A 20199-nucleotide genomic window follows, 5' to 3' on the forward strand; every position below is an offset into this window, starting at 1 on the left:
TCGGCGTACGCCCAAGGGGGGACCCCTCCATGTCCACACAGCAGCCCGTGCTGCAACTGCAGAACCTGACCCGTGTCCACGGCTCCGGCGAGACCGAGGTGCACGCCCTGCGCGGCATCGACCTCGATGTCTTCCCCGGTGAACTCGTCGCCGTCATGGGCCCGTCCGGCTCCGGCAAGTCCACCCTGCTCACCATCGCGGGCGGCCTCGACACCCCCACCTCCGGCCGGGTGATCGTCGAGAACACCGACATCACCACCGCCGGCCGCAAGGCCCTCGCGGCCCTGCGCCGCCGCAGCATCGGGTACGTCTTCCAGGACTACAACCTGATCCCCGCCCTCACGGCCGCCGAGAACGTCGCCCTGCCCCGCGAGCTGGACGGCACCTCCGCCCGCAAGGCGCGGGGCGAGGCCCTCGCCGCGCTGGACGAGATGGAGCTGGGCCACCTCGCCGACCGCTTCCCCGACGAGATGTCGGGCGGTCAGCAGCAGCGGGTGGCCATCGCCCGCGCCCTCGTCGGCGACCGTCGCCTCGTCCTGGCCGACGAGCCCACCGGCGCCCTCGACTCCGAGACCGGCGAGTCCGTCCTCGCCCTGCTGCGCTCGCGCTGCGACGCCGGCGCCGCGGGCGTCCTCGTCACCCACGAGCCGCGGTTCGCCGCCTGGGCCGACCGCGTCGTCTTCCTGCGGGACGGCGCCGTCGTCGACCAGACCGTACGCAGCGAGGCCGACTCGCTCCTGTCCGTCCAGGCGGCCGAGCGGTGAACAACTGGTTCCACTCCTGGCGCGCCGCCATCCGCATAGCCCGCCGCGACGCCTGGCGCTACAAGGGCCGCAGCTTCCTGGTCCTGGCCATGATCGCCCTGCCCATCCTCGGCGTCAGCGCCGCCGATCTGACCCTGCGCAGCTCCGAGCTCTCCACCGAGGAGAAGCTGGACCGGATGATGGGCGCGGCCGACGCCCGGTTCAACGACGCCGGCGCGGGCGGTGTGCCGATCCTCCAGTCTCCGGACGGCGAGATGCATACGCCGGCCAAGGACTACGGGGACACGGTCTGGCCGAGCGGCTCCACCGATGTCACCAAGACCCTCCCGGCCGGCGCCACCGTCCTCACGGACAGCTCCGGCAGCGCCAAGCTCACGACCACGCACGGACTGCTCCAGACGGAGGTCCGCGAACTCAAGGCCGCCGACCCGATGGCCAGGGGAATCCTGACGCTGCTGGAGGGACGCTTCCCCGAGAAGGCGGACGAGGTCGCCGCGACCACGCACTTCCTGGAGAGCAGTGGCCTGTCGGTCGGATCGACCCTGTCGGCGCGCGGCTACGACCGGACCTATCGGATCGTCGGCTCGTACGAGCTCCCCAACGATCTGAAGGCCGACCAGGTCAACGCCCTGCCCGGCGCCTTCCTCGCCCCGTACGCCAAGGTGGCCGAGAAGGCCGGTATGGCCAGGGGAGGGGTCTCCACCGTCCATCTGGTGAAGGCCCCCGGTGGTTTCACGTGGAACACCGTCCAGCAGATCAACACCAAGGGTGTGGTCGTCACCTCGCGTGCCGTGCTCATGAACCCGCCGGCCGACTCCGAGGTCCCGCTCTACCAGAAGGACGGCTGGGCCAACTTCGAGTCCAGTGCGGGGGCCGAGGCCGCCGAACTCGCCGCTGTCGGCACGGTCGTCGGCCTGGCGATGCTGGAGATCTGCCTCCTCGCCGGACCGGCGTTCGCCGTCGGCGCCCGCCGCTCGCGCCGCCAGCTGGGGCTCGTCGGCGCCAACGGCGGCGACCGGCGCCACATCCGGGCCATCGTCCTCGGCGGCGGACTCGTCATCGGCGTCGCCGCGGCGGTCACCGGCACGGTCCTCGCCCTCATCCTGACCTTCCTCCTCCAGCCGGTCCTCGAGGACGCGTTCGGGCAGCGGTTCGGCAGCTTCGACGTACGCCCCCTGGAACTGCTCGCCATCGCGCTGCTCGCCGTGCTGACCGGCCTGCTGGCGGCGATCGTCCCGGCCGTCACCGCGTCCCGGCAGACGGTCCTGGCCTCGCTGACCGGCCGCCGCGGTGTCCGCCGCAGCAGCCGTGTGCTGCCGCTGATCGGCCTGACGGCCCTCCTCCTGGGCGCGGCGATCGCGCTGTACGGATCGGTGGTCTCCGACCAGTTCGCCATCGTCGCGGGCGGCAGCGCCCTCGCCGAGCTCGGTGTCGTCGCCATGACCCCCGCGCTGGTCGGTCTCTTCGGCCGGGCCGGCCGCTGGCTGCCGCTGTCGCCCCGCCTCGCCCTGCGGGACGCCGTGCGCAACCGGGGCCGTACCGCCCCCGCCGTCGCCGCCGTGCTCGCCGCGGTCGCCGGAACGGTCGCCGTCTCCACGTACGCGGCGAGCACCGAGGCACAGGAGCGGGCGGAGTACCGGGCGAGCCTGCCGCACGGCGCGGTCGCGGCCCTGGTCGTCGAGGAGGGTGGCCGGGACGTTCCGGCCGTCCGGGACGCCGTCCAGCGCCACCTTCCCGTCGACACCCGCGCGGACGTCGACCGCGTGCAGGTCGGAAGGGCCGGCTGCTCGCCCCACGAGGAGTCCCCGGGCTGCGGCACGTACGAGATCGTCATTCCCCGGGCCAACGAGTGCCCGCTGTGGTCCGGCTCCGACCGCGGCGAGGACCCCGCGGCGAAGTTCACCAAGGAGCAGCGGCGCAAGCTCGCCGACGACTGGCGCTGCAAGCAGAACGACGAGGGCGGCATCTACGTCGACGGCGGCCTGATGGTCGGTGACGCCACGATCCTGAAGGTCCTCGGGATCAAGGACCCGGGCGCCGAGAAGGCCCTCGCCGAGGGCAAGGTCATCTCCTTCGCCAAGGCCCAGGTCGACCAGAACGGCAAGGTCGGCGTCAAGTTGATCACCGACACCGTGAAGGCGAACCAGGCCCTGCAGGAGGGCAAGCCGGCACCCGGCGAGATGAAGGCCCTGCCCGCCTACCTCGTGCCCGACGAGGAGAAGTCGTACGGCGTCCAGGCGCTCCTCAGCCCGGCGGCCGCCAAGGCGGCCGGTCTCACGACGGTACCGATGGGCTCGCTGTTCTCCACCGACACGATGCCGAGCACCGAGCAGCGCCAGAAGCTCGACGGCGAGATCTCCAAGATCGGCAGCGATGTCGAGCTGCGCGTGGAGGACGGCTTCGTCAACGACAGCAGCATCGTGCTCCTCTCGCTGGCCGTCTTCGCCGGCCTGGTCACCATCGGCGCCGCCGGTATCGCGACCGGTCTGGCGCAGGCCGACGCCGAGGCCGATCTCAAGACGCTCTCGGCCGTGGGAGCGCCCCCGCGGGTCCGCCGCACGCTGAGCGGCTTCCAGTGCGGGGTGGTCGCCGCGATGGGTGTGGTCCTCGGGTCGGCGGCGGGTGTCCTGCCGGCGATAGGGCTGCGGCTCACCGAGGAACGCCAGCAGCTGCGCTTCTACCAGCAGGCCCTGGACGAGGGCTGGGGCGCGATGTCCTCGCCGCCGTACGTGCCGGTCGTCGTCCCCTGGGAGACGCTGGTGGGGCTGCTGGTGGTCGTGCCGATCGGCGCCGCGCTCCTGGCCGCGCTGGTGACCCGCTCGCGCGGGGCCCTGGCCCGCCGCGCCGCAATCTGACCGACCTGACCGGTTCGTTGCGTTCCTGTGCCCCTGTACGAGGGTGGATCACTCTCGTACAGGGGCACACCGTGTGGTGAGGCATGCGTGCGAGAGAATGGCGGCATGGAGATGCCGAGGAATGAACGGTCGCAGGAGAGCCCCCAGGTCCTCATCGTGGGACAGGACGGGATGGCGCTCGGCGGCACTCAGGGTGACGACGAATCCCGCGAGGTCCCGGTGACGGAAATGGTCGAGCAGCCTGCGAAGGTCATGCGCATCGGCAGCATGATCAAGCAGCTCCTGGAGGAAGTACGCGCGGCACCTCTCGACGAGGCCAGCCGAGTCAGGCTCAAGGACATCCACGCGAGCTCCGTGAAGGAGCTGGAGGACGGGCTCGCGCCCGAGCTGGTCGAGGAACTGGAGCGCCTCTCCCTGCCGTTCACGGACGAGGCGATCCCCTCCGAGGCGGAACTGCGCATCGCGCAGGCCCAGTTGGTGGGCTGGCTCGAAGGCCTCTTCCACGGCATCCAGACGGCGCTGTTCGCCCAGCAGATGGCGGCCCGTGCCCAGCTGGAGCAGATGCGCCGGGCCCTGCCGCCCGGTGCGTCGCACGACGATGACGACGACCAGGGTCCCGGACACGCGGTCCGCTCGGGGCCGTATCTGTAGGCCGTCTCCGTACGTACGGAAGGGCCCGGGCGCACGTGTGTGCGCCCGGGCTCTTTCGTGTGTGACGGCGTCAGGCCTGTGGGGCCAGCAGCAGCACCTTGCCGACGTGCGTACCCGAGTCCAGCGCCCGGTGGGCTTCGGCGGCGTCCGGCATGGGCACCGTACGGTCGACGACCGGGCGGACCGTTCCCGCGCCGATCAGCGGCCAGACATGCTCGCGTACGGCGGCGACGATGGTCGCCTTCTCCTCCAGGGGGCGGGCGCGCAGGGTGGTCGCCGTGATCGCGGCGCGCTTGGCGAGCAGGGCGCCGAGGTTCAACTCGCCCTTCACGCCGCCCTGCATCCCGATGATGGCCAGGCGTCCGTTGACAGCGAGGGCCTTCACATTGCGGTCCAGATACTTGGCTCCGACGATGTCGAGGATGACATCGGCACCGGCCCCGTCCGTGGCCTTGTGCAGCTCCTCGACGAAGTCCTGCTCGCGGTAGTCGATCAGGATGTCCGCGCCCAACGCGGCGCAGCGCGCCAGCTTCTCGGGGCTGCCGGCGGTCACCGCGACCCGCGCGCCGACCGCCTTGGCCAGCTGGATCGCCATCGTGCCGATGCCGCTCGCGCCGCCGTGCACCAACAGCGTCTCGCCGGGGCGCAGATGGGCGATCATGAAGACGTTCGACCAGACGGTGCTGGTCACCTCGGGCAGCGCCGCGGCCGTGACCAGGTCCACCCCGTCGGGAACGGGGAGCAGCTGGCCGACGGGCACGACGACCTTCTCCGCGTAACCGCCGCCCACGAGCAGCGCGCACACCTCGTCGCCGACGGACCAGCCGGACACTCCGGGGCCGAGCGCGGCGATCCGGCCCGAGCATTCGAGACCGGGGTACGGGGACGTGCCCGGCGGTGGGTTGTAGAAGCCCTGCCGCTGGAGCAGATCGGCACGGTTGACGGCACTCGCCACCACCTCGACGAGCACCTCGCCCTCGGCGGGCACGGGATCGGGCACCTCGGCCCAGACGAGGGCCTCGGGACCACCGGGTTCCGGAATCGTGATCGCATGCATGGCGGCGAGGCTACTCCGCGGGCTCGTCGTGCGGCGGTGTCAGTGGAGTGATGGGGCCGCGGGCTAGTCGTGGGGCGGTGGCGACAGCGGAGTGATGGGGGCCGCGCGCACGATCGTGATGACACGGTCCGTCAACTGCAGGGGGCTGGCGGCCGGATCGTCGTAACCGAGAAGCCGGTGGCCACGCAGCACGCTCACCACGAGGTCCTCCGTCTCTCGCACGCTCTTGCCCACCTCGGCCTTTATGACCGGCCGTTCCACCAGGTCGAGACCCGAACCCTGCTGGATGAGGTCCTCCATGACCGTGCCGGCACTGGGGCTGAGCACCGAGAGACCCAGCAGTCGTCCGGCCGCGCTGGCGCTGGTGATCACGGCGTCCGCACCGGACTGGCGCAGCAGCGGGGCGTTCTCCTCCTCGCGTACGGCGGCGACGATCTTCGCGCCCCGGTTGAGCTGCCGGGCGGTCAGCGCGACCAGGACGGCCGTGTCGTCGCGCTGGGTGGCGATCACGATCTGACGGGCCTTCTGCACCTCGGCACGGAGCAGCACATCGCTCCGGGTCGCATCGCCGACCACGCCCACGAAACCGTCCGCGTTCGCGGTGTCGATCACCTTCGTGGACGGGTCCACGATGACGATCTGCTCCTTGCGCAGCCCGGTCGCGCAGAGCGTCTGGATCGCGGAACGCCCCTTGGTGCCGAAGCCGACGATGACGGTGTGGTCGCGCAAGGTGGACCTCCAGCGGTTCAGCCGCCACTCCTCCCGGGTCCTTTCGGTGAGGACCTCGAGAGTGGTGCCGACCAGAATGATCAGGAACAGCACGCGCAACGGCGTGACCAGCAGGATGTTCACGAGCCGCGCCGAGTCGCTGTGCGGGACGATGTCGCCGTAGCCCGTGGTGGAGAGAGTGACGGTCGCGTAGTAGGCGCAGTCGAGGAAGTCGAGTGTCCCGTTGGCGTTGTCGTGGTAGCCCCCGCGGTCCACGTAGACGATGCCGGTCGTGAGGGCCAGCACGCCCAGCGCCATCAGCAGCCGCTTGCCCACCTGCCACAGCGGCCTCTCGACGATCTGCCGGGGCATCCGCACCTGGGAGGGCGACGTCTTCTCGTCCGCCTGCCGGGCCATGACGTCCCGACTGGGAAGTTTCACGTGAAACACGCTCCTTGGTCCGTCGCGCCGTGAGCGGGGAACCCGGACCAGGGCAGGTCGAGGATCTCCAGTGCGTCGCCGGGACGGGCGCCTCCGGGCGGGACCACCGCCATCCCGTCCGCGGCGGCGATGCCCCGGAGCATCGCCGGGCCGTTGTAGTGCAGCGGCACGACCTCGTCGCCCTGGTGGACGACGGGGACCAGCCGGGTGTCGTGCGGATGACCGTGGATTTCGTCCCGTACGGGCACCCGGTACGGCGGCGGGACCGGGGCGCCCGCCAGGGCGCGGAGCAGGGGCTCGGCAAGGGTGAGCAGCCCGGAGACCGCGGCGAGCGGGTTGCCGGGCAGGCCGACCAGGTGCCGGGCGCCGTCGAGGCGCGCGAGCAGCATGGGGTGGCCTGGGCGGACCTTCACGCCGTCGACCAGGAGGACGGCCCCGGCCTTGGCGAGGACGGGGTGGACGTGGTCGACAGGCCCCGCGGCCGTGCCCCCGGTGGTGATCACCAGATCGGCCGCTGAATCGGTGACCGCGGTGTGCAGGGCCTCGGCGTCGTCGCCGATCCGTCGGGTGGCGAGCACGTCGGCGCCGAGGGCGTTCAGCCAGGGGCCGAGCATGGGGCCGAGGGCGTCACGGATCAGACCGTCGTGGGGGAGTCCGGCCGTCAGGAGTTCGTCGCCGAGGACGAGGACCTCCACACGGGGGCGGTGCGGGGTCGGCAGGTCGTCGTACCCGGCCGCCGCGGCGAGGCCGAGGACGGCGGGGGTCACCACCGTGCCGGCGGGCAGCAGCCGGTCACCGGAGCGGCACTCCTGGCCCCGGGGGCGGATGTCCTGGCCGGGCACGACCTCGCGGCGGGCGTGCAGATGGCCGCCGGTGTCCGTGCGGGAGTGCTCGCTGCGGATGACCGCGGTGGTCTCGGCCGGAACGCGGGCGCCGGTGGCGATCCGTACGGCGGTCCCGTCCTCCAGCGCCGGGGCGGCGGAGTGCCCGGCGAGCACCGCTCCCTCGGACCGGATCGCCCAGGGGCCGGGGCCTGCGACGGCCCAGCCGTCCATGGCCGAGGTGTCGAAGGACGGCAGATCGGTGAGCGCGCGGAGCGGCTGGGCGAGGACCTGGCCGAGCGCCTGCGCGAGGGGCGTACGGCGGGGTTCGCGCGCCGCCCCGATCGCGGCCCCGGCACGGGCGGCGACTTCCCGGGCGGCGGGCCACGCGGTGGCACGGTGCGCTTCGGCGGGGCGGGTCTCGGGGGGCTCGGCGGGGCGGGACTCGCGGTCGCCGGGCTGGGGTCGGACGGCGCGCTGCGGGGCGACGAGGGCGAGGGCTTCGTCCACGCCGTCGCTCTCGGGCACGGGAGCGGTCGCCGGCACGGTGTCCGGCCCGGTCCCGCTCCCCGTCCCGGTGCCGCTCCGGGTGCCGCTCCCGGTCCCTGGCTCGGCCGCGCGCTCCTGGGGCATCATCCGGCTTCGCCCTGCCCCGCTTCGCCCTGCCCCGCTTCGCCCTGCCCGGCTCCACCCTGCTCCGCTTCGGCTGCCCAGCGGTTGGCGAGGGCGGCGGCCTTGCGGGCGGCCTCGGCGACCTCCTCGGGGCCACCGTCTCCACCGGCGGCGCGCCCCGCCGCGTACCCGACCAGGAACGTGGTCAGCGGCGCGGCGGGCCGGGCGACCCCGTGAGCGGCGTCGCGGGCCAGGTCGAGCAGGACGCCGGTGTCGACGTCGATCTCGATGCCCAGCTCGTCCTTGACTGCGGTGATCCATTCATCCAGCACGTTCCCATGCTCCCTGATATGGGCCCGGGCCGCGGCAATGTCCTCCCAGGTGTCGCAGTCGAAGGAGGCGAGGGGTTCCGCGGCGACCCGGACGATGCGCAACTCCCGCGTGAGCAGACGCAGCGGGAGGCCGGCGAGGGTGCCGTGCGCGGCGGCGATGAGATCCAGCTCACGCCGGAGCGCCTCGGTGCGGTAGGCGGCGACGAGCGGCTGGTCCCGGCCGTCGGGGTCGACCAGCAGCGCGGCCTCGGCATCGGCCGCCGCGGACAGGGCGTCGAGAAGCTGCCGGCCGGTCCGCTCGTCGAGGAACGGCAGGTCGGCGGAGAGCACGAGCACCGTGCCGGCACCCACCGCCCGCACCCCGGCGTCGAGCGCGGCCAGCGGCCCTCCGCCCGGCGGCTCCTCCCTGGCCCACACCACGGGGCGCACGGTCGCCCGGCGCCCGCCGACGACCACGGTGCGCCCGGCCCCCCGGCAGCCCGCCAGGACCCGGTCGAGCAACGCCCGGCCCCCGACCCGTACCCCGGGTTTGTCCGCGCCGCCGAGGCGCTTCGCGGCGCCCCCGGCGAGCACGATGGCGTCATACACGGTCGTCATCCCAGCAGTATGATCCGCGCCCGCCCGGTACGACCCCGGAGATCGCCGCCCGTCTCACCCAGGGAGACGGGCGGCGCCGGTGGCCGGGCCGTCAGAGGGTGCGGAGCAGGACCGCGGGGTGTTCGACGCAGTCCGCGACGTAGCGCAGGAAGCCGCCCGCCGTGCCTCCGTCGCAGACCCGGTGGTCGAAGGTCAGCGACAGCTGGACGACCTGGCGGACGGCCAGTTCGCCCTCGTGCACCCACGGCTTGGGGATGATCCGGCCCACCCCGAGCATCGCCGCCTCCGGGTGGTTGACGATCGGCGTCGAGCCGTCGACCCCGAACACGCCGTAGTTGTTCAGCGTGAACGTCCCACCGGTCAGGTCCGCAGGCGTCAGCGTGCCCTGCCGGGCGGACTCCGTCAGCCGCGCGAACTCCTCCGTCAGCGACTCCGCGGTCCGCGTGCCCGCGTCCCGGACCACGGGGACGACCAGTCCCCGCGGGGTCTGCGCCGCGAACCCGAGGTGCACGGACGGCAGCCGGACGATCTCCCGGGCCGCCGTGTCCACGGTGGAGTTGAGCTCCGGGAACCGGGCGAGGGCATGGGTGCAGATCCGAGCGAGCAGCGCGAGCAGCGAGATCTTCGGTCCGCCGGCCGCGTTCATCGCGGCCCGCGCCGCCATGAGTTCGGTCGCGTCCGCGTCGACCCAGCAGGTCGCGTCCGGGATCTCCGTACGGCTGCGGGAGAGCTTGTCGGCCACGGCACCACGCACTCCGCGCAGCGGAATCCTCTCACCCACGGCCGCGGACGCCGGTGCCGGTGCGGCGGCCGGGCCCGGGCGCGCGGCGGCCGACTCGGCGGCGGCCAGGGCCGACTCCACGTCGGCCCGCAGAATCAGCCCGTCCGGGCCGGATCCGCGCACCTCGCGCAGATCGAGCCCCTTGTCCCGGGCGAGCTTCCGTACGAGCGGTGAGATGACCGGCACGGGACCCTCGGCGACCGCCGACCGCGCAGGCACCGCCTGCTTCTCGGCCACCGCCTGCTTCTCGGGCGCCGCCTGCGGGGGCGCCGCCTGCGGGGGCGTGGGAACGGTGTCCCGGCGGACTCGGCGCCGGCGCGCCGCGGGCCCCGCCGTCCCGTAGCCGACCAGCACGTTGCCGGAGTACTCCGAGGACTCGGCGTCCCCGGCCGACGCGGCGGACTTCGCCGACGACGCGGAGGACGGAGACGTCGCGGACGTCGCCGGCGCTGTCACCGTGGCCTCCGCTCCACCCACGGCGACCGTCAGGAGCGGTGCTCCGACGGGCAGTTCGGTGCCCTCCTCGCCGAAGCGGGCGGTCACCACCCCGCCGTAGGGGCACGGGACCTCGACCATCGCCTTGGCGGTCTCGACCTCGACGACCGGCTGGTCGATGGCGACGACGTCACCGACGTCCACCAGCCAGCGCACGATCTCCGCCTCGGTCAGCCCCTCGCCGAGGTCCGGCAGCTTGAACTCGAGCACCTGGGCCATCAGCTCCCCGCCTCCCACTGGAGCCGCGCCACCGCGTCGAGCACGCGGTCCACGCCGGGCAGATGGTGCCGCTCCAGCATCGGCGGCGGGTACGGGATGTCGAACCCGGCCACGCGCAGCACCGGCGCCTCCAGGTGGTGGAAACAGCGCTCGGTCACCCGCGCGGCGATCTCCCCGCCCGGTCCGCCGAACCCGGCCGACTCGTGGACGACGACCGCCCTGCCGGTGCGCCGCACCGAGGCGCAGACCGTCTCGTCGTCGAACGGCACCAGCGAGCGAAGATCGACGACCTCCAGGTCCCAGCCCTCGGCCCGGGCGGCCTCGGCCGCCTCCAGGCAGACCGGTACGGACGGCCCGTACGTGAGCAGCGTGGCGCTGCTGCCGCGGCGCCGCACCACGGCCTTGCCGATCGGCTCCACCGCCGTCGGCGCCTCGGGCGACCAGTCGGACTTCGACCAGTACAGCCGCTTCGGCTCCAGGAAGACGACCGGGTCGTCGGAGGCGATCGCCGCGCGCAGCAGCCCGTACGCGTCCTCGACCGTCGCCGGGGTGACGACATGGAGACCCGGGGTCGCCATGTAGTACGCCTCGGAGGAGTCGCTGTGGTGCTCGACGCCGCCGATCCCGCCGCCGTACGGCACCCGGATCACCATCGGCATCGGCATCGCACCGCGCGTGCGGTTCCGCATCCGCGACACATGGCTGATCAGCTGCTCGAACGCCGGGTAGGCGAAGGCGTCGAACTGCATCTCGACGACCGGCCGCAGCCCGTACATCGCCATGCCGACGGCCGTGCCCAGGATGCCGGCCTCGGCCAGCGGGGTGTCCGTACAGCGGTCCTCGCCGAACTCCTTGGCGAGGCCGTCCGTGACCCGGAAGACACCACCGAGCGTGCCGACGTCCTCGCCCATGACGTGGACGGTCGGGTCCTCGGCCATCGCGTCGCGCATGGCCCGCTGCAGCGCCTGCGCCATGGTGGCCGGCTTGGCCGCGGCCTTGGCTCCGCTCCGGGCCGCCGTGCTGGTCGTCATCACGCCTCGCTCTCGGCGTCGAGCTCGGCCCGCAGCTGCGCCGCCTGCTCGCGCAGCTGTGTGGTCTGCTCGGCGTAGACGTGCGCGAACAGGTCCATCGGGTCGAGGACCGGGTCGGCGTTCATCCGCTCGCGCAGCGCCGCCGCCATCGTCTCGGCGGCCTCGGCCGCTGCCCGCCTTCCGTCCTCGTCGAGCATCCCGCGCTCCGTCAGTTCCCGTTCCAGGAGCACGATCGGGTCATGTGCCTTCCACGCCTCGACCTCGCTGTCGCCGCGGTAGCGGGTCGCGTCGTCGGCGTTGGTGTGGGCCTCGATGCGGTACGTGACCGCCTCGACCAGCGTCGGTCCGCCACCGCGTCGCGCGCGTGCCACGGCCTCGGTCAGCACCTGGTGGACGGCGACGGCGTCGTTGCCGTCGACCAGCCGGCCCGGCATGCCGTACCCGACGGCCTTGTGAGCCAGCGAAGGCGCCGCGGTCTGCTTGGCGAGCGGCACGGAGATCGCGAAGCCGTTGTTCTGGACCAGGAAGACCACGGGGGCCTGCCAGACGGCCGCGAAGTTCAGCGCCTCGTGGAAGTCGCCCTCGCTGGTGCCGCCGTCGCCGACCATGGCGAGCGCGACCACGTCGTCGCCCTTGAGCCGGGCGGCGTGGGCCAGGCCCACCGCGTGCGGGAGCTGGGTGGCGAGCGGCGTGGACAGCGGCGCGATGCGGTGCTCGTGCGGGTCGTATCCCGTGTGCCAGTCGCCGCGCAGCAGGGTCAGTGCCTGGACCGGGTCCAGGCCGCGGGCGACGGCCGCGAGGGTGTCGCGGTAGGAGGGGAACAGCCAGTCCCGGTCCTCCAGGGCCAGCGCGGCCGCGACCTCGCAGGCCTCCTGGCCGGTCGTCGACGGGTAGACGGCGAGCCGGCCCTGCTTGGTCAGGGCCGTGGCCTGCGCGTTGTACCGGCGGCCGCGCACCAGCTCCGCGTAGAGCCGCCGCAGCAGCTCCGGGTCGGCGTCGGCCACCGCGTCCGTACCGAGGACACGGAACGGCTCGGCGTCGGGCAGCAGCGGCGCGGCGTCGGTACGCGGCTTCCACGCCGGGGGCGGGGTGGGCCGGTAGACAGCAGCGGCACCGGGCGGCTCTTGGACTGTCGAACTGCGCTGTTGCAACGAGTCCACCTCCTCGTGGGAGCGGGCATAACACCCGAAGGCGGGTGGCGCGGGTGTGGCGCGCCTCACCTACCGATTGTTCGGTCGTGGAGGCATTTTGGCTACAGGCGCCCTCAGCCTGTGGACAATCGGTTCTCCACAGCCTGGGATAGGAGCATGTCGTCCATGGGAGAGAGGCGGGGGGACATGGCGGATGAACAAATGGCCGAGGGTTGGGAGCGGGCGCTCTCCACGGGGCCGGGCGCGGCGCCCGGCGGGGCGTCCCAGGGGCCCCAGGGCCCCCCGGCGCGCCCGCTGGACGCCATCGACCGCGACATCCTGCGCATCCTCCAGACGGACGGGCGCGCCTCGATACGTTCCGTGGCCGAACGGGTGCACGTGTCCCGGGCCAACGCCTACGCGCGGATCAACCGGCTCATCGACGACGGGGTGATCCGGGGCTTCAGCGCCCGGGTCAACCACGAGCGGGCGGGCCAGGGCGCCTCGGCCTACATCACGCTCAAGATCGTCCAGAACTCCTGGCGCACCGTGCGCGAGCAGCTCCAGGCCCTGCCCGGCGCCGCGCACATCGCGCTGGTCAGCGGGGACTTCGACGTTCTGCTGCTGGTCCACACGCCCGACAACCGGACCCTGCGCGAGCTGGTGCTCACCAAGCTGCAGTCGATCCCCGAGGTGCTCTCCACCCGCACCCTGCTGGTCTTCGAGGAGACGGACCTCGACCCGGACCACTGATCACAGCCCTAGGCAGCCCTGGGGCGACCCCAGGGCTGCCCAGGGGCCTCAGCGGGCCGTACGCAGCCCGTCGAACGCGAGGTGCACGACGGTGTCGGCGAGCTGCTCGCGCACGGCGTCGGCGCCCGGCTGCGGCCGGTACCACTCCACCAGCGAGTTGATCATGCCGAAGAGCAGCCGGGTGGCCAGCTTGATGTCCACATCCGCCCGCAGGTCCCCGTCGGCCACGGCCGCCTTCAGCAGCTCGGCCACCTTGTGGTCGAACTCCCGGCGCCGCTCCATCGCCCACCGCTCGGTGTCGGTGTTGCCCCGGACCCGCAGCAGCAGCGTCACGTACGGCAGCTCCGCCATCAGCACCTCGACGGTGCGCCGGGTGACGTACTCGACCCGCTCGATGGCCCGCCCGCGCCCCGCACCCGGCTCGTCGAGGATCCCGAAGAGCCCGTCGATCGCCCGGCTCACGGCCCGCCGCAGCAGCTCCTCCTTGCCCGCGACATGGTGGTAGATCGAGGACTTGGAGATCCCGGCGGCCTTGGAGAGGTGCTCCATGGACGTGCCGTCGTAACCGCGCTCGTTGAAGACCCGTACGGCGACGGAGAGCAGCGTCTCGGGGGTGTACGTGTCGCGCTTCGCGGTGGTCATGCCGGTGCCTCCTCCTCGGCCACGGCCTGCTCGGCGGCGGCCTGCTCGGCGGCGACCCGGCGGCGCAGCGCCTGCGAGGGCGCGTAGCGTCCCGTCGGGTACTCCTCGTGGAGGTTCGACAGCGTCTCGAGGACCCAGTGGGCGCCCACTTCCTCACCCCAGGCGAGGGGCCCGCGGGGGTAGTTCACACCGAGCCGCATCGCGGTGTCGATGTCGTCGGCGTCGGCCACCGCGCGCGCGGCGGCGTCGAAGGCGAAGTCGGCGAGCATCGCGACCGTGCGGGCGACGATCATGCCGGGGACGTCGCGGATGACGCTGACCTTCATGCCGGCCGCCTGGAAGAGGCCGACCGCCTCCTGGAGGGACCGGTCGTCCACGGTCGCGGCGGGCGCGAGCACGATCCGCTCGCAGGTGGAGAAGTCCAGCGCCAGGTCGAAGTGGACGACCGGCATCTCGGCGTCGTCGGCCGAGGTCCCGTCGGCGAGGAAGAGCCGGGTACCGCTCGGCAGCTCGATCCAGCCCGGGTAGCCGGGCACGGCGTCGTCCCCGAAGCCGACCGCGACGGCGGACCCCTCGATCCGCCGCACCAGGTCGCGCGCCTGGTAGAGGTCGCCCTGGACCGTCACCGAGGCCGGCGGCTCGGCGTGCGGCGCGGTGTGCGGCGCGGGGGCCGGGGCGCCCTCGCCGTACGGGAACCAGCCGTGTCCCGACTTGCGGCCGAGCCGCGCCGACTCCACCAGCCGCCGCTGGGCGAGGGACGGGGTGAACTTGGGGTCCTGGTAGAAGGAGTCCCAGACGGACCGGGTGACGGCCTCGTTCACGTCCTGGCCGATGAGGTCGGTCAGTTCGAAGGGGCCCATGCGGAAACCGCCGCATTCGCGCAGGGCGGCGTCGATGGTGGCGGGGTCCGCCGCACCCTCCTCGTACACCCGCAGCGCCTCGGCGTAGAAGGGACGGGCCACCCGGTTGACGATGAAGCCGGGGGTGTCGGCGCAGCGCACCGGAGTCTTGCCCCAGCTCTTCGCGGTCTCGTACGCGCGCGTGGCGGCGGAAGCGTCGGTCGCGAAGCCGCTGACGACCTCGACGAGCGGGAGCAGCGGGGCGGGGTTGAAGAAGTGGAGCCCGACGAACCGGCCGGGCAGCCGCAGCCCTCCCGCGATCGCGGTGACGGAGAGGGAGGAGGTGTTGGTGGCGAGGAGAGTGTCGTCGGCGACGATCTTCTCCAGCTCGGCGAAGAGCTGCTGCTTGACCGCGAGGTTCTCGACGATCGCCTCGACGACGAGCGCGGCGTCGGCGAGCTCGGCGGGATCGGCCGCGGCGTGCAGGCGGCCCACGGCGCCGTCGCGCTCGGCCCGGTCCATCCGCCCCTTCTCGACAAGGCGGTCCAGACGGGCGGCGAGGGCGGCCACAGCTTCTTCGGCCCGGCCGGGCGCGCTGTCGTAGAGCCGTACGGGATGGCCCGCGACCAGGGCGACCTGGGCGATGCCCTGGCCCATGGTCCCCGTGCCGACGACGGCGACGGTCCGGCTCCGGTCGATGGCGTCGGCGTCCGGCGCGGAGTCGCTCACATTGGCGGTCATACGACTGATCCTCCCCGATGGGTTGTCCACAGCTTCGACAGACCCCCTTGTCCCGACCGATCGTTCGGTTACTCTAACTCTGTCAGTCACTCCCTGCCCAGCTCGACGAGGAGTTGGTCCCGCAATGGCCACCGCTCAGCTGACCACCGACGCCCTGGCCGAGAAGCACCGGTCCACACTCGACCAGGCTCTCGACACCATCCGCACCCGTGCCTACTGGTCGCCCCATCCCGAGCACCCGAAGGCGTACGGAGAGAACGGCTCGCTGGACGCGGCCGCCGGTCTCGACGCGTACAAGGCACTGCTCGACACCCGCTTCGAGCTGGACCAGCCCGGCACCGACGGCTGGACCGGTGGCGAGATCTCGCCGTACGGCCCGTCGCTCGGCGTGGAGTACCCGCACGCCGACATCGACGTCCTGCTGCCCGCGATGCGCGCCGGCATGGGCGCCTGGCGCGAGGCCGGCCCCGAGGGACGCGCCCTGGTGTGTCTGGAGATCCTCGCCCGGATCTCCGCCCGCACCCATGAGTTCGCGCACGCGGTGATGCACACCAGTGGCCAGGCCTTCATGATGGCGTTCCAGGCCGGCGGCCCGCACGCACAGGACCGCGGCCTGGAGGCGGTGGCGTACGCGTACGCGGAGCAGACCCGCACCCCCGGTGGCACCGCCTCCTGGTCCAAGCCGCAGGGGAAGCGCGACCCGCTGGAGTTGACCAAGAAGTTCACTCCGGTCGCCCGCGGCATCGCGCTGATGATCGGTTGCAACACCTTCCCGACGTGGAACGGCTACCCCGGCCTGTTCGCCTCCCTGGCCACCGGCAACGCCGTCCTGGTCAAGCCCCACCCCCGGGCCGTCCTCCCGCTGGCGCTCACCGTCCGTGTCGCCCGTGAGGTCCTCGCCGAGGCCGGCTTCGACCCGAACCTGGTGGCGCTGGCCGCCGAGCGTCCCGGCGAGGGCATCGCCAAGACGCTGGCCGTCCGCCCCGAGATCCGGATCATCGACTACACCGGCTCCACCGCCTTCGGCGACTGGCTGGAGGCCAACGCCCGCCAGGCGCAGGTCTACACGGAGAAGGCCGGCGTCAACACGGTCGTCGTCGACTCCACCGACGACTACAAGGGGATGCTCTCCAACCTGGCCTTCTCGCTGTCGCTCTACAGCGGGCAGATGTGCACGACCCCCCAGAACCTGCTGATCCCCCGCGAGGGCATCACCACCGACGCGGGGCCGAAGTCGTACGACGAGGTGGTCGCCGATCTCTCGTCGGCGGTGGGCGGCCTGCTGGGCGACGACGCCCGGGCGAACGCCCTGCTCGGCGCGCTGGTCAACCCGGACGTGAAGGCGCGTCTGGAGGCCGCGGCCGACCTGGGCGAGGTGGCGCTCGCCTCCCGCGAGGTGGCGAACCCGGACTTCCCGGACGCCGTCGTCCGTACGCCGGTCATCGTCAAGCTGGACGGCTCGCGGAAGCACTGGGAAGGGGCCGACCCGGAGGCCGCGTACTTCTCCGAGTGCTTCGGCCCGGTGGCCTTCGCCGTCTCCGTCGACTCGACCGCCGACGCTCTCGAGCTGCTGCGGCGCACGGTCCGTGAGAAGGGTGCGATGACGGTCGGGGCGTACACCACCTCGGCCGACACCGAGCGCGCCGTCGAAGAGGTCTGCCTGGAGGAGTCGGCCCAGCTCTCGCTGAACCTGACGGGCGGGGTGTACGTCAACCAGACGGCGGCGTTCTCCGACTTCCACGGCTCCGGCGGCAACCCCGCCGCGAACGCGGCACTGTGCGACGGAGCGTTCGTCGCCAACCGCTTCCGCGTGGTGGAGGTCCGCCGCCAGGCGTGAGCCACACGGTGACCGCCGGGCGTGAGCCACACGGTGACCGCCAGGCGTGAGCCACGGTGACGCGGAGGCCCTACGGGGCCTCCGCGATCGCCCCCGGCTCCCCGATCTCCGCGTACCGCTGCACCCACGCGTGCATCGCGATCGCGGCCGCGGCCCCCGCGTTGATCGACCGGGTCGAACCGAACTGGGCGATCGAGCAGACCATCTCGGCGTGCTCGCGAGCCTCCTCGGTGAGGCCAGGCCCCTCCTGGCCGAACAGCAGCACACAGCGCCGCGGCAGCACGGTCCGCTCCAGCGGCACCGCGCCCGGCAGATTGTCGATCCCGATGATGGGCAGGTCCTCGGCCGCGGCCCACGCTGTCAGCGACTCGGTGTCCGGGTGGTGACGCACATGCTGGTAGCGGTCGGTGACCATCGCCCCGCGCCGGTTCCACCGCCGCCGGCCCACGATGTGGATCTCCTTGGCCAGGAAGGCGTTGGCGGTCCGCACCACCGACCCGATGTTGAAGTCGTGGCCCCAGTTCTCCACCGCGACGTGGAAGTCGTGCCGACGGGTGTCCAGGTCGGCGACGATCGCCTCCCGCGTCCAGTACCGGTACCGGTCGACGACATTGCGCCGGTCCCCGTCGGCCAGCAGCTCGGGGTCGTAGCGCTCACCGTCCGGCCAGGGCAGCGGATGCGGCCCGACACCGACCTCGGGGGCGTACCCCTCGTCGTACTGGATCGGCTCGGACTGTTCAGCGGTGCTCACCCCACGAGGGTACGGGGGGCCGGTTCCTCACCCGTACGGCGCTGGTCGGGCACATCGGCACGCGCCCGGGGCAGCAGCCGGTCCCTGCCGCGCCCCACTCGTGCGCCCAGCCACACCAGGAACGCCGTCGGCAGGAACACGGCGTCCGCGGAGATCATCGCGAGCGAGAACAGGGGCAGTCCGAGGAGTACCGCGATCCCGGCGTGCTCCAGCATCATCGCCACCAGCAGGACGTTCTTGACCTTGCGGTTGAACAGGGCGAAGGGGAAGGCGACCTGGATCAGCACGGTGCCGTAGGTCAGCAGCATCACGATCACGCCGTTGGAGCCGAGCAGATCGGACAGGGCGGGCCACGGCGCGAAGTAGTCCAGCTTGAGCGGGTAGTACAGCGCGGTGCCGTCCTGCCAGCGCGAACCCTGGATCTTGTACCAGCCGGCCGTGGCGTAGATCAGACAGACCTCGGCCATGATCACGACGAGCGCCGCGTTGTGCGCCAGGTTGGCGAACACGTCGAGGAGTGTGCGCGGCTCGCCCGGGGCGTAGCGGCACACCACCCACCACAGCGCCTGCGACAGCCACAGCACCCACATCAATACCAGCAGCCACAGGGAGCCGGTGGCGCCGAGGAAGTACGTGGCGGCGATCAGGAAGCCGCCGCACACCACCCACAGCAGCGGTCCGACGACGTCGCGGCGGGGCGCCAACCCGTCGGACACCCGGCTCGCCTCCCGGGCGGCCCGACGGGCGTCCAGGGACCAGACCTGGCCGCAGCGGGTCAGGACGAGGTAGATCGCGGCGAGGTGGATGACATTGTCGCCGCCGTCACCCATGAAGACGGAGCGATTCTGCAGGGACAGCACCCCGACCATGAAGACCACCGACACGGCGCGGGTGCGCCAGCCCACCAGCAGCAGGGCGGCGGAGAGCACGGCGAGCGCGTAGACGATCTCGAACCAGAGCCCGCTGTCCGACCACATCAGCGCCGTGAAGGCGCCGTTGTCGGAGATCAGCCGTCGGCCCATCTCCCACGACCAGGGGCCGTCGGGGCCGTACAGCTCATGGCGGTGGGGCAGCTCGCGGAGCAGGAAGAGCAGCCAGGTGAGCGAGAAGCCGATGCGGATGATCGCGCTCTGGTACGGGCCGAGGGCGCGGGCCGTGACCTGCTGGACGGCCCGCGCGAGCCGCCGGTCGAACGGCTCGCGGGAACGACCACGGCCGGGGACCCGGTCCGGGGCCTGCTCGCGAGCCTGATCGATGTCGTGATCGCGAGCCTGATCGATGTCGTGATCGAGGGCCCGCTCGGGGGCCTGATCGGGGGCCTGATCGGGGGCCTGATCGGGTGTTTGCTCCGGGCCCTGCGCCGCGGTCCGCTCGGCGGATGGCTGGTTCGCGAACGGCTGGTTCACCGGCCCGCCTCCGTACGGTCGTTCTCGGAGCCGCCGGGCAGATCGGCGGCTGTCACCTTCCACCACGGGAACTCCCGGTGGACGGGCTCCGTGTCGGTCTTCTCGTTGCTCCACGACGGGGGCCGGACGGCGCGGGCGGCGGAGCGGAGCTGGATCTGCTCCACGGTGCCGCCGAGGCGCTGCTCACCGAGGCGGAGCATGACGATCCGGCGGATGTAGCTCTCGGAGAGCTCACCGCGCAGGCCGTTGGGCCGATGATCATCGGTGTGGGAGTTCAGATAGAAGTCCCACGCCCGGCGGAGCTCGTTCTGCTCCGTATGGCTGGGAAGGAGGCTGCCGCGGATGGCCTCGGCGTCCTGCCCGCTCAGATCGATCCAGTCGGTGGTGCGCCGGCTGCCGTCGTCACCGGCGACCTGCGCCCTGACGTGGACGGCGATGTTCTGCTGGAGCGGGTTGGGCGCGAAGAGCTTCCAGTTCTGCTCGAACTCGGGGTAGATCCAGTCGTCGACGGCCGCCCCGTGCTGCTTGGTCAGCGTGTTCGAGGGTGCGACGTGCAGAAACACCATCGCGAGGTGGACACAGGTGAAGACTCCCACGACGGCGAGCGCGACGGCCGCGACGACCTGGTAGGGGAGCGAGAGCGAGGCGATCCCGGCGCCTTCGTGTTCCCCCGATCCGGTGGCTGGGCGCCCCTCGCGCCCCCGCACGCCGTCGTACGCGTCCATCCCCGCCCCGC

At 72.5% G+C, this 20199-nt stretch carries 17 protein-coding genes; 5 read left to right on the forward strand and 12 right to left on the reverse strand.

Going from position 1 to position 20199, the window contains the following annotated elements:
- Positions 1 to 29 precede the first annotated feature (29 nt).
- From ACFYV5_RS14945 to ACFYV5_RS14955, 3 genes are all read left to right on the forward strand, one after another.
- Positions 30 to 764: an ABC transporter ATP-binding protein gene (locus tag ACFYV5_RS14945; RefSeq protein ID WP_389168499.1), complete on the forward strand. Its 735-nt coding sequence runs from the start codon at positions 30 to 32 to the stop codon at positions 762 to 764.
- A complete protein-coding gene (locus ACFYV5_RS14950) occupies positions 761 to 3619 on the forward strand; it encodes an FtsX-like permease family protein (RefSeq protein ID WP_389168501.1) in 2859 nt (952 codons plus the stop codon). Before ACFYV5_RS14945 ends, ACFYV5_RS14950 begins: the two co-directional genes overlap by 4 nt.
- A gap of 105 nt (positions 3620 to 3724) precedes the next feature.
- Positions 3725 to 4270 carry a bacterial proteasome activator family protein gene (locus ACFYV5_RS14955; protein WP_355110654.1) on the forward strand — a complete coding sequence of 182 codons (546 nt, stop codon included), beginning with the start codon at positions 3725 to 3727 and terminating at the stop codon, positions 4268 to 4270.
- A 70-nt stretch (positions 4271 to 4340) separates the two neighbouring features.
- Here the strand turns inward: ACFYV5_RS14955 and ACFYV5_RS14960 are convergent, their stop codons facing one another.
- The 7 genes from ACFYV5_RS14960 to pdhA all read right to left on the reverse strand — a co-directional run bounded on the left by ACFYV5_RS14960 (position 4341) and on the right by pdhA (position 12524).
- A complete protein-coding gene (locus ACFYV5_RS14960) occupies positions 4341 to 5327 on the reverse strand; it encodes an NAD(P)H-quinone oxidoreductase (RefSeq protein ID WP_389168503.1) in 987 nt (328 codons plus the stop codon).
- A gap of 63 nt (positions 5328 to 5390) precedes the next feature.
- A complete protein-coding gene (locus ACFYV5_RS14965; protein ID WP_389168940.1) occupies positions 5391 to 6452 on the reverse strand; it encodes a potassium channel family protein in 1062 nt (353 codons plus the stop codon).
- 20 nt (positions 6453 to 6472) lie between these two features.
- Positions 6473 to 7930, reverse strand: a complete 1458-nt coding sequence (locus ACFYV5_RS14970) for a molybdopterin molybdotransferase MoeA (protein ID WP_389168942.1) — start codon at positions 7928 to 7930, stop codon at positions 6473 to 6475.
- A complete protein-coding gene (locus tag ACFYV5_RS14975) occupies positions 7930 to 8838 on the reverse strand; it encodes a DUF6457 domain-containing protein (RefSeq protein WP_389168505.1) in 909 nt (302 codons plus the stop codon). The genes ACFYV5_RS14970 and ACFYV5_RS14975 overlap by 1 nt, the downstream gene beginning before the upstream one ends.
- 91 nt (positions 8839 to 8929) lie before the next feature.
- Positions 8930 to 10333 carry a dihydrolipoamide acetyltransferase family protein gene (locus tag ACFYV5_RS14980; RefSeq protein WP_389168507.1) on the reverse strand — a complete coding sequence of 468 codons (1404 nt, stop codon included), beginning with the start codon at positions 10331 to 10333 and terminating at the stop codon, positions 8930 to 8932.
- Positions 10333 to 11364 carry an alpha-ketoacid dehydrogenase subunit beta gene (locus ACFYV5_RS14985; RefSeq protein ID WP_389168509.1) on the reverse strand — a complete coding sequence of 344 codons (1032 nt, stop codon included), beginning with the start codon at positions 11362 to 11364 and terminating at the stop codon, positions 10333 to 10335. Before ACFYV5_RS14985 ends, ACFYV5_RS14980 begins: the two co-directional genes overlap by 1 nt.
- Positions 11364 to 12524, reverse strand: coding sequence for a pyruvate dehydrogenase (acetyl-transferring) E1 component subunit alpha (pdhA, locus tag ACFYV5_RS14990; protein ID WP_389168944.1), 1161 nt, complete (start codon positions 12522 to 12524; stop codon positions 11364 to 11366). The genes ACFYV5_RS14985 and pdhA overlap by 1 nt, the downstream gene beginning before the upstream one ends.
- Positions 12525 to 12716: 192 nt before the next feature.
- On the opposite strand from pdhA, the gene ACFYV5_RS14995 reads away from it, so the two are divergent.
- Positions 12717 to 13247 carry an Lrp/AsnC family transcriptional regulator gene (locus tag ACFYV5_RS14995; RefSeq protein WP_389168945.1) on the forward strand — a complete coding sequence of 177 codons (531 nt, stop codon included), beginning with the start codon at positions 12717 to 12719 and terminating at the stop codon, positions 13245 to 13247.
- A 48-nt stretch (positions 13248 to 13295) separates the two neighbouring features.
- Here the strand turns inward: ACFYV5_RS14995 and ACFYV5_RS15000 are convergent, their stop codons facing one another.
- Positions 13296 to 13889, reverse strand: a complete 594-nt coding sequence (locus ACFYV5_RS15000) for a TetR/AcrR family transcriptional regulator (protein WP_355110663.1) — start codon at positions 13887 to 13889, stop codon at positions 13296 to 13298.
- Positions 13886 to 15469 carry a 3-hydroxyacyl-CoA dehydrogenase gene (locus ACFYV5_RS15005; protein ID WP_389168511.1) on the reverse strand — a complete coding sequence of 528 codons (1584 nt, stop codon included), beginning with the start codon at positions 15467 to 15469 and terminating at the stop codon, positions 13886 to 13888. Before ACFYV5_RS15005 ends, ACFYV5_RS15000 begins: the two co-directional genes overlap by 4 nt.
- 124 nt (positions 15470 to 15593) lie before the next feature.
- Between ACFYV5_RS15005 and paaN the strand changes: the two genes are divergently transcribed.
- On the forward strand, positions 15594 to 17306 hold the full coding sequence (gene paaN / locus ACFYV5_RS15010; RefSeq protein ID WP_389168512.1) for a phenylacetic acid degradation protein PaaN: 1713 nt from the start codon (positions 15594 to 15596) through the stop codon (positions 17304 to 17306).
- 70 nt (positions 17307 to 17376) lie between these two features.
- On the opposite strand, the gene ACFYV5_RS15015 is transcribed toward paaN, so the two are convergent.
- The 3 genes from ACFYV5_RS15015 to ACFYV5_RS15025 all read right to left on the reverse strand — a co-directional run bounded on the left by ACFYV5_RS15015 (position 17377) and on the right by ACFYV5_RS15025 (position 20188).
- Positions 17377 to 18057, reverse strand: coding sequence for a TrmH family RNA methyltransferase (locus tag ACFYV5_RS15015; protein WP_355110666.1), 681 nt, complete (start codon positions 18055 to 18057; stop codon positions 17377 to 17379).
- Positions 18054 to 19313 (reverse strand): HTTM domain-containing protein, encoded by a 1260-nt coding sequence (locus tag ACFYV5_RS15020; protein ID WP_389168947.1) that lies wholly within the window; start codon positions 19311 to 19313, stop codon positions 18054 to 18056. The genes ACFYV5_RS15015 and ACFYV5_RS15020 overlap by 4 nt, the downstream gene beginning before the upstream one ends.
- A gap of 146 nt (positions 19314 to 19459) precedes the next feature.
- On the reverse strand, positions 19460 to 20188 hold the full coding sequence (locus tag ACFYV5_RS15025) for a DUF5819 family protein (RefSeq protein WP_389168514.1): 729 nt from the start codon (positions 20186 to 20188) through the stop codon (positions 19460 to 19462).
- Between the last annotated feature and the right edge of the window lie 11 nt (positions 20189 to 20199).

This window comes from Streptomyces sp. NPDC003035 (genome assembly GCF_042888285.1).
Taxonomy (GTDB): Bacteria; Actinomycetota; Actinomycetes; order Streptomycetales; family Streptomycetaceae; genus Streptomyces.